At 62.6% G+C, this 8,284-nt stretch carries 7 protein-coding genes; 1 reads left to right on the top strand and 6 read right to left on the bottom strand.

Going from position 1 to position 8,284, the window contains the following annotated elements; translation table 11 throughout:
• Nucleotides 1-316: IS30 family transposase (locus G020_RS0114160; protein ID WP_024330047.1), on the top strand; the 316-nt coding region annotated here is incomplete at its 5' end.
• A 416-nt stretch (nt 317-732) separates the two neighbouring features.
• Here the strand turns inward: G020_RS0114160 and G020_RS0114165 are convergent.
• From G020_RS0114165 to G020_RS0114190, 6 genes are all read right to left on the bottom strand, one after another.
• Nucleotides 733-2,472: a glycosyltransferase gene (locus G020_RS0114165; RefSeq protein WP_156002786.1), complete on the bottom strand. Its 1,740-nt coding sequence runs from the start codon at nt 2,470-2,472 to the stop codon at nt 733-735.
• 62 nt (nt 2,473-2,534) lie between these two features.
• Nucleotides 2,535-3,719 (bottom strand): NAD-dependent epimerase/dehydratase family protein, encoded by a 1,185-nt coding sequence (locus tag G020_RS0114170; RefSeq protein WP_024330049.1) that lies wholly within the window; start codon nt 3,717-3,719, stop codon nt 2,535-2,537.
• A gap of 12 nt (nt 3,720-3,731) precedes the next feature.
• Nucleotides 3,732-4,835 carry a polysaccharide biosynthesis protein gene (locus G020_RS0114175; protein ID WP_051130355.1) on the bottom strand — a complete coding sequence of 368 codons (1,104 nt, stop codon included), beginning with the start codon at nt 4,833-4,835 and terminating at the stop codon, nt 3,732-3,734.
• A 111-nt stretch (nt 4,836-4,946) separates the two neighbouring features.
• Nucleotides 4,947-6,683 carry a hypothetical protein gene (locus G020_RS0114180; protein ID WP_024330051.1) on the bottom strand — a complete coding sequence of 579 codons (1,737 nt, stop codon included), beginning with the start codon at nt 6,681-6,683 and terminating at the stop codon, nt 4,947-4,949.
• 439 nt (nt 6,684-7,122) lie between these two features.
• Complete coding sequence (locus G020_RS0114185) at nt 7,123-7,524, bottom strand: PIN domain-containing protein (RefSeq protein WP_024330052.1); 402 nt, start codon at nt 7,522-7,524, stop codon at nt 7,123-7,125.
• On the bottom strand, nt 7,521-7,766 hold the full coding sequence (locus G020_RS0114190) for a DUF6364 family protein (protein WP_018947721.1): 246 nt from the start codon (nt 7,764-7,766) through the stop codon (nt 7,521-7,523). Before G020_RS0114190 ends, G020_RS0114185 begins: the two co-directional genes overlap by 4 nt.
• Nucleotides 7,767-8,284 lie beyond the last annotated feature (518 nt).

Genomic DNA, 8,284 nt, shown 5'->3' on the forward strand with positions numbered 1-8,284 from the left:
CCACTGGCGCCCGGCGGTGACGAGTATCACGGTCGACAATGGCAAGGAGTTCGCGGCCCACGAGCAGGTGAGCGCGAAGCTCGCCTGCCCCGTGTACTTCGCTCGGCCGTATCACAGCTGGGAACGCGGCTCGAACGAGAACACCAACGGTCTGATCCGGGAGTACTTCCCGAAGGGGACCGACTTCGCTCATGTCAGCGAAGAACGAATCCAGGAGATCGAAGACAAGCTCAACCTTCGACCGCGCAAGCGGCTCGGCTACCGGGCTCCGATCGAGGTCCTGGAGCAATCCTTATCGCGGCGACGCGCCGCATGACGTGGCGTTGCACTTATTGGTTGAATTCAGGCGTTAGATAAGAAGTGTGACCGCGGCTGGCCATCTCGGCAGCCAACTCCGATATCACGCGCTCAGCACCCCCTTTACCCACGGCTAGGCTTTCGCAAATAAACATTAGGCGCATCGGCTTGCCTGATCAGATGCCGTGCACCGCCCGAAGTTTTCTGTTGATAGCGCACTCCACGGATGGGAATTTGTAGAATTTTTTTTAATCCACGGCGCCGTCATTGTTGAATCTCCCAAGAACGAATTAACTCTACATCGATCGCTTAAGGTGGAATTTTCACTTCTCGCCTTCACTCGGGCCTGACCTGCCGATCTTGGGTTTGAGTGGGCTTTATTGCCGGCCTTCCCAGTTCACCAAAATTCGTTCGCAAAAACAGGGCTTGGGCCATTCAAACCTGAAGGTCCTCAACGCCGGGGTAGCAATCTGCAGCCCGTTTCAGGTCTTGCGGGTTTATCCGCCAAGTGTGTCCTCCGGCATCGAACTGCCGGACGGCCACATCATTGAACGGATCAAGAACAAGAACGATCGCATTCGATGCGGCCTCCCGGTTAAAGAATGTATCGGCCGCTCCAAGGGCCGCATCCCGGTAGCCACTGGCTTCCGGGTGCGTGCGCCGATAGGCGATCGAGTTGCCGCACAGCCAGAACTGACCGGCGTGAAGCACCCCGGGCGATACGATCTGGAAAGGCTGCCGAGAGCCGGGGCGTACGTACACCTCCGGCAATTCTTCGAATTTCAGGGGGGCCGGCCCCTTTCCCCACACAGTGGCATCGGCACAGCGTTGCCAAAGCATCATGTCGAGCAGGTAGTTCTCGCCATAGAGGTCGTCGTCATCCATGCGGAAACAGCAAGCGCCGCTGGCGAGCTGTGCTCCCAGATTTAATGCAGCCCCGGCAAAACGATCGCCGGGCACCTGCGCCACGTGGATATCGGGGGCCTCGCACTCCTTGGGCAATTCTTGGGGCTGCTCACCGTTGTACACCAGGATCATTTCGCGGTTCGGATAGGTCTGCTTGCGGTAGGTCTCGATGGCCTGAGGGACCATGTCCGGGCGGCAGGTGGGGGTGATGACGCTTGCCGTCGGGTACTCGTCCCAGTCGTGGGCGATTCCGAGGGTTTCGCAGATTTGCCGGATGCGGTGGGAGAAGGTGTGGTTCTGGAGCGTCTCACGCCAGGCGCGATGTGCGATGCGCTGGCGGTAGAGGTGGTCCTCTTCCATGCGAACGAGCTCGACCAGGGCGTCCAGGTTTTCGCCAAAGGACTGGACCAGGCCGTGGCGGATGTCGCCCTCCGGCAAGGCGCCGAAATGGATGGCCGGGCAGTAGCTGGCCGTGGCCTGCAGTGCTTCCCAGCGTTGGGTAGTCGGCGTGGAAAGCGTCTGCTCGAAGCTGATGGTTGCCTTCGCGTACTTCAGTGCGAGGATGCGGCTCTCGCGGGTCGCGCAGCCAAGGATGCAGCCCTGGTGCTTTTCTTCCGCCTTTAGCCGATTGTTGGTCAGAAGGTAGCGCGATTCGAGAATGCTGAGCCGGTGCTCCTCCCGCACTTCTTCCAGTACTGCGTAGTGATCGGGGTTGCGATCCAGATCGCCCCACCCGTCGAACAGGACGCCGAGGTCCATGGCGTCGTATTCCTCGTGCTTGCGGAACGGGTTGTACAGCGCGGGCTGGACGCACGGCGGCAGGTCTTCGGCCTGGATGCCGTCCGCGCGCAGGCGCTGTGTCTCCTCCGGATCCGCGCAGAACACATGATCGAAGTGCGTGGCGAATTCGCGGTAGTGTTCGTGGTAGGCGTGGTCCTCGGTGAACCAGTACACGGTGGGGATGCCAAGGCTTCGCGCGTGGGCGACCAGTTCGCGCAGCGCATCGGCCCCCGGCCCGGGCGCGGGTTGCGCAAGGTACCAGTGGCCGGTGGCGGTCTCCCAAGTGGACTCGACGATCAGCAGGTCCGGCGCGCCGTAATCCAGCGTCTGGCGAGCATTGTCCGGCGTCAGCAGAAACACTTCGCCCTCGAAGCGCAGGCCCTCGTACAGGCGATCGCTGACGATGGAGGCGATGCGCAGGCTGGAGTTCGGTTCCTTGACGGGTTCCCAGGGCGGGATGCCGGGGTTCCACCACGGCACCTGTTCCATGGCCGCATCCGAGAGCGGCCGGGTGGCAAGGATGGGGGTGTCCTGATCGGCCGTATCCGTCATTACCAGCGTACTCCCCGGAAGATCACGTCATTGCGGATGTTGTCACGGTAGCGCTCGGCAATGCGGAACATGCCTTCCATTACCTCGTCGGTCAGGTAGTGCGGCTTTACGCCCAGGTCCAGCAGGCCCTGGTAGGCGGGGTTGTAGTAATGCTCCTCGGCTTCCTTGCGCGGGTTTTCCAGGTTCTGCAACTCCACCGGGTATCCGAGGGCCTGCCCCACGCGCCGGGTCTGTTCGGCGAGCTCGCGCACGCTGAAGGTTTCCATGATCTGGTTGAAGATGCGTAGTTCGCCGGGGCCTGCGGGGTGTTCCACGGCCTTGTCCACGCACTGCAGGGTGTCGCGGATGTTGAGGTAGCCGCGGGTCTGTCCGCCGGCGCCGTAGATGGTGAGCGGGTAGCCGGCAATGGCCTGGACGATAAAGCGGTTGATGACGGTGCCGAAGATCTCGTCGTAGTTGAAGATGGGGTAGAGATCTTCCTGGCCTTCGTTCTCGTCGGTCTCGATGCCGTAGACCGGGCCCTGCATCAAGTCGGTCACGCGCAGGTCCCACATGCGCGCGCCGAACCACATGAGGTCCGTGTCCATGATCTTGGTGGTGTGGTAGAGCGAGGAGGCCTGGCGCGGGTAGAGGAAGGTGTCCTTGCGGCCCTTGTGCTCGACCTCCAGCCAGCCCTCCTCGATGTCGATGTTGGGGGTGCCGTACTCGCCCATGGTGCCGAGCTTGACTACCGGGGTGTTCGGCGCGAGATCGCGCAGGGCAAACATCAGGTTGTTGGTGACCAGCAGGTTGTTGCTGACGGTCAGGTTGGCCCGCTTGTAGTTCATCAGCGAGTACGGGGCGGACGGCTGCTCCGCGTAGTGGACGACCACGTCCGGCTCGCCGGTGAAGGTCGGGTCGATGGCCCAGTCGTATTGCACCCGGCCTTCGAACAGCCCTCGCATGGCTTCCGGGTCGGCCAGATCCGCCAGGACCACCTTGATCTCCTTGCCGGTGCGCTGGTGCCAGCGCTTGGCGCGCTCGGGCAGCGTGGGCACCGGGTAGAGCATGCCGACGTCCAGATCGGTGCAGGCGTGGCGGCGCAGGTAGTTATCCACCACCGTGACCTCGTGCCCACGCGCGGAGAAGTGCATGGCCGTGGGCCAGCCGAGGTAGCCGTCGCCCCCCAGAATCAGGATATGCATCGTTGCACCCTCTTACGGAAAGTTGCGTTCGGCTGGCTCATCGGCGCAATCGGCCGGTTCGAGCAGACCGTTCTCCTCCAGGAAGCGGCCTACCTCATCGCGCGAGAGCGCCGGCTCCAAGGATGAATTGTACGGGTTGGTGACCTCGCGCGAGACCAGATTTTCGTAGTCGTACTCGATGTCGCGATAAAGCGATGGGAACGCGGGGCGCACCACGAAGTAGCGGTCCAGCTCCCAGGTACGACCGGTCTCTTCCTGGCTCATCAGCTCTTCGTACATCTTTTCGCCCGGCTTGGCGCCGATCTCCTGTATCTCGATATTCGCCGGATCATGCCCGTACTTGGGAGCCAGACGCTCGATCATCACGTTCGCAAGGTCCTCGATGCGCACCACCGGCATCTTGGTGATCAGCACTTCTCCCCCGCAACCCAGATGGGCCGAATCGAGCACCAGGCGTACCGCTTGCTCGCAGCTCATCACGAAACGGGTCATTTCGCGATCGGTAAGAGTCACCGGCCCGCCCTGTGCGATCTGACGCCTGAAAATGGGCAGCACCGAGCCGCGGGAGCCGAGCACGTTGCCAAAACGGGTCGAAACAAACACCGGCCCATCCCCGTGGAGGGTGGTGTTTGCTGCCGAAATGAGCCGTTCGCCCATCAGTTTGGACGTGCCCATCACGTTGGTCGGGTTCACGGCCTTGTCCGAGCTGGTGAAGACCACCCGCTCCACCCCGTTCTCGCAGGCGGCCCCCACCAGGTTCTGGATGGCCAGGATATTGCTCTGGACGGCCTCGAAGGGCGAACGCTCGCAGAGGCCCACGTGCTTGAGCGCAGCGGCGTGAAATACCACATCCACGCCACGCAGCCGACGCATCAGCTTGTCCCGGTCGCGCACGTCGCCCAGGAAGAATTTGCCCCGGCCATCGCCACCGAACTCCTGGTCGAGGAAGAACAGCTCGCTCTCGTTGTTGTCGATGCCGATACACTCGGCCACCTCGAACTCTTCCACCGCCTGGCGAACCAGCTCGCGGCCCACCGTGCCACACGCACCGGTTACCAGTATTCGTTTGTTTTTCAGGTGATTCACTGATCGGTTCCTTGAACGGGTCGGGATCATGGCCCGGGTACATACCCCCCCCCTGACCCGGCGTGATGGCCGGGACCTCGAAGGCGGAGACCGACCGGTGCCGCGAACGTGGTGCGGAGCATATCAGGCACGTCCCGTACATCAAACGGCTTCCACGTCTGGTTCACCGCCTGCCTGCAGTTCCTGGAGACATTGCTCCACAAGCGGCAAATGGCCCAGTGCCTGGGAGTATCGTTCCTTCTGCCAGTCGGACTCGAGTTGAAAGGTCAGCGCCGCCAGCCATAGCTGGTTCAGGCTCACCGCGTGGTGTGCAGCACGGAATCGTGAAGCCCGTTGATATGCCCTGCCAAGATGCCGAAAACCTGCCTTATTGATGGGCCATCCGGAACCGGCCGGCTCCAGGGACCACCGCCCCCAGTGCAACAACACGGGACCCGATGAATGCGCGGGCACGACCGTGAACGGACCCACGTCGGGCGATGCGAGAGCGACCGGCGTGGCTGCCAGCCAGCCCAGCCACTGCTCAAAGCAGTGTTCGAGCCTGTTCAGCCGGGCTCGCTCATCGTCTGACGCAGCCGCCCGAAGGTCCGTCAACATCGATGGAGACAGGCGCTGCCATAAATACGAACGGGAACGTTCATATTGTTTTAAGAATGACGGGCTCAGCTCCGTTTCGAGCATCCGGTACCGGAAATTCCAGATCATCTTCTTTGAGGCAGGCACCCGCTCCGTCGCCGCCACCGGACACCGAAAGAGATGGACATGCCAGCCATCAATCGTCGTGGATCCCAGCCAGCCGGGGGAAGCCAGGGTCCCGGGGGGCGAAGCCAGCAGCGTGGCTTCGTGACGCGCCTGATCGGAACGGTTCCTGTCGAAGAGCTTGACCAGATAAGTCTCGCCCGAGTCGCCTCTACACCAGAGCGCGTAGACACCTCGCACATTGAGTTCCAGCCATTGAATACTCAGACCCTGGTCCGGGGTCTCCGAAACCAGCTCCGACAGGACCTGTCCCACCCAGCGCTCGCGCTGCTCCGGCTGGAGGATTGTACGCACCGGGTGCGATTCCCCACCGGACCGGGGAATGTAGGCCGCCTTGTGAAAGAACAGCGCATCCAGCTTGGGACGCTGCCGATACAGTTGCTGGATGGCAGGGACAGCGCCGGATAACCGGTTGAATGCCTGGCGCGACAGAAGCAACGCTATGATGGCCGGGATAAGCCCGGGCGGTTCGCGGAAGAGGAAATCGATTACCAGGTAGATGAAGGCCAGCATGAAGCCCAGTGCAGCCAGCACGGCCGTCCACGATGAAAGTGCGTTATCGAGGTGCTGACGAAACGACTCGCTGACGATCAGGGCGGCGAGAAGCACACCCGAAGTGAGAACCAGGTAGGCAATAATGATCCCGGCCACGGCCGGATACAGCCACACCAGCAGGACCACCGCCAGAAACACGAAGATACCGCCCGCAAGCGCCGAGGCATAACGTTTGTAGGAGCGACGCGCCATCTCGTCCTGTCCCTCGAACAGGACCATCTTGCGCCCGCGGGCGAGAAGCCGGGCCGCACCACGCTCCGCCCCCCACTCCACCAGCCTTTCGGACCCCAGATAGAGAAGGTAGAACAGGATTGTGGCCACCGACAGGCTGATGATCAGCTGGTCCCGATCCACTTGTTCGAACGCCGGCGGGAAATACCGCGGGATGCCGTCCGATCCCAGCAAGATGATGACCTTCAATGGGAGAAAGAAGGCCAAAAGCATGGAGAGCTGGGAAACCAGCGTGAAGAACACCACCCCGCTGGTCGCGGCCGGGGCCGCCCAGAAAAACTTGGCGCCCAGGCGGCTGCTCCATTTCAGACTGTCCAGGATGGATCGGATCAAGGGGTTGAACCCTTGGCTACCGTGGCTTCGACCCCCGTAGGAGCCGAGCCCCCTCGGCGATGGGGCACCGGATGGGCCCGATCGGCCAGGGGCTGGCCTCCTACGTTTGCGTTGGCCGAGCCCTCTCGGCGATGCGGCGCCGGGCAGGCCCGATCGGCCAGGGGCTGGCCTCCTGCGTTTGCGTTGGCCGAGCCCTCTCGGCGATGGGGCACCGGATGGGCCCGATCGCGGAGCGTACCGCCGTATGGGGTAATCAATTCCATTGCATCATCCATTGTCGTCTCGCCCCCCCGCAGGAGGCCAGCCGTCTGGCCGATTGGGGCATCACCAACATCCCATCGCGCAGAGGGCTGCGCTCCTACAGGCGGGAATGCCCAAGATCCGTAGGAGGCCAGCCCTCTGGCCGATTTTGGTACGCAGAAACCCCATACAACGTTGGTTAGCGGAGCAGAAACTCCTGCGGCGTCAGCGCGGGCACGGGCGAACCGGCGAAATCCTTGAGGTTGCGCGTAATGATGGACGCGCAACCCGCGCGCTCGGCAGTGGCGGCCACCACGGCATCTTCGAAATCCGCCCAGCCGAGCGACCGGGCTCGTTCGAGTTCTGTGCGTCCCACCGCGGATACGTGCAAATGCTGGAGCAGCCAGCTCAATGCCCGATCCGCAGACGTGCGATCCGCATACCGTGCGACCAGGTAGTGCACCGTGGTCGCCGCGTGGGCGCTGATTGCACCCTCTTCTTCGCCCTGCACAACTTGTTCCAGGACTGCCGCCGAAACACGATAGTGCGGCTCGCGCTTTTGCAGAACGTCCAGCAGGACGTTCAGATCGAGCATGATCACGATGAATGCTTGTCGCGCAGGTGGTCGTGATAGGCCTTCTCGGCATCCACATCGGCGGGGATCAGGCCGGTAATGGCTTCCAGCTCGGCGCTTGGCGTATGCCGCTCGAGCGCTCGGAGGTGGCGCAGATGGCGGTCAATCACCTCGGTCATGCTCATCCCGTGTGCCCTGGCATAGGCCTTCGCGAACTCTACATCCTGTTTGGGCAGGCGCACGGTCACCTTGGTGGTTTCCTGTTCCATACGATCACCTCCCGGCATGTATGGCAAATTCGAAGGAATTGTACGGCACGGGCTGATTCACATCCAGGACGAACTCGACCGCTTGCTCTTGCGCCAAAGATCCCGGCTTGTCGCTTCGCCGCGGCCGGGATGACAAAGACGTGGTTTGGCCCACAGCCCCCGCGGGAGGCCGGCCCCCTGGCCGACGGGGCTTTGTTCGGCTTCCTGTCGCGCAGAGGGCTGCGCTCCTACACGATGTCCGGGCCCATCGTAGGAGACCAGCCCTCTGGCCGATGGGTCTTTGTTCGGCTTCCTGTCGCGCAGAGGGCTGCGCTCCTACACGATGTCCGGGCCCATCGTAGGAGGCCAGCCCCTGGCCGATGGGGCCTGTCCGGAACCCCAATCGCCCAGGGGGCTGGGCTCCTACAGGTGAGGTTCGCGCCTCTGGCGGGTCACGGGGATCAAGCGGCCCTGGATCGCAGGAGCGGCCATGCGCCCTGTTTGGATGCTTCAAGGATCACGACTTCGACGATCGTTCC

The sequence above is a fragment of the Thioalkalivibrio sp. ALR17-21 genome (assembly GCF_000420185.1).
In the GTDB taxonomy this organism is placed as follows: Bacteria; Pseudomonadota; Gammaproteobacteria; order Ectothiorhodospirales; family Ectothiorhodospiraceae; genus Thioalkalivibrio; species Thioalkalivibrio halophilus.

What these genes read in the sequence shown, in the direction of transcription:
- G020_RS0114165 (WP_156002786.1), bottom strand. Translation starts at nt 2,472, where the DNA reads ATGGAACAGGTGCCGTGGTGGAACCCCGGCATCCCGCCCTGGGAACCC.
- G020_RS0114170 (WP_024330049.1), bottom strand. Translation starts at nt 3,719, where the DNA reads ATGCATATCCTGATTCTGGGGGGCGACGGCTACCTCGGCTGGCCCACG.
- G020_RS0114175 (WP_051130355.1), bottom strand. Translation starts at nt 4,835, where the DNA reads ATGATCCCGACCCGTTCAAGGAACCGATCAGTGAATCACCTGAAAAAC.
- G020_RS0114190 (WP_018947721.1), bottom strand. Translation starts at nt 7,766, where the DNA reads ATGGAACAGGAAACCACCAAGGTGACCGTGCGCCTGCCCAAACAGGAT.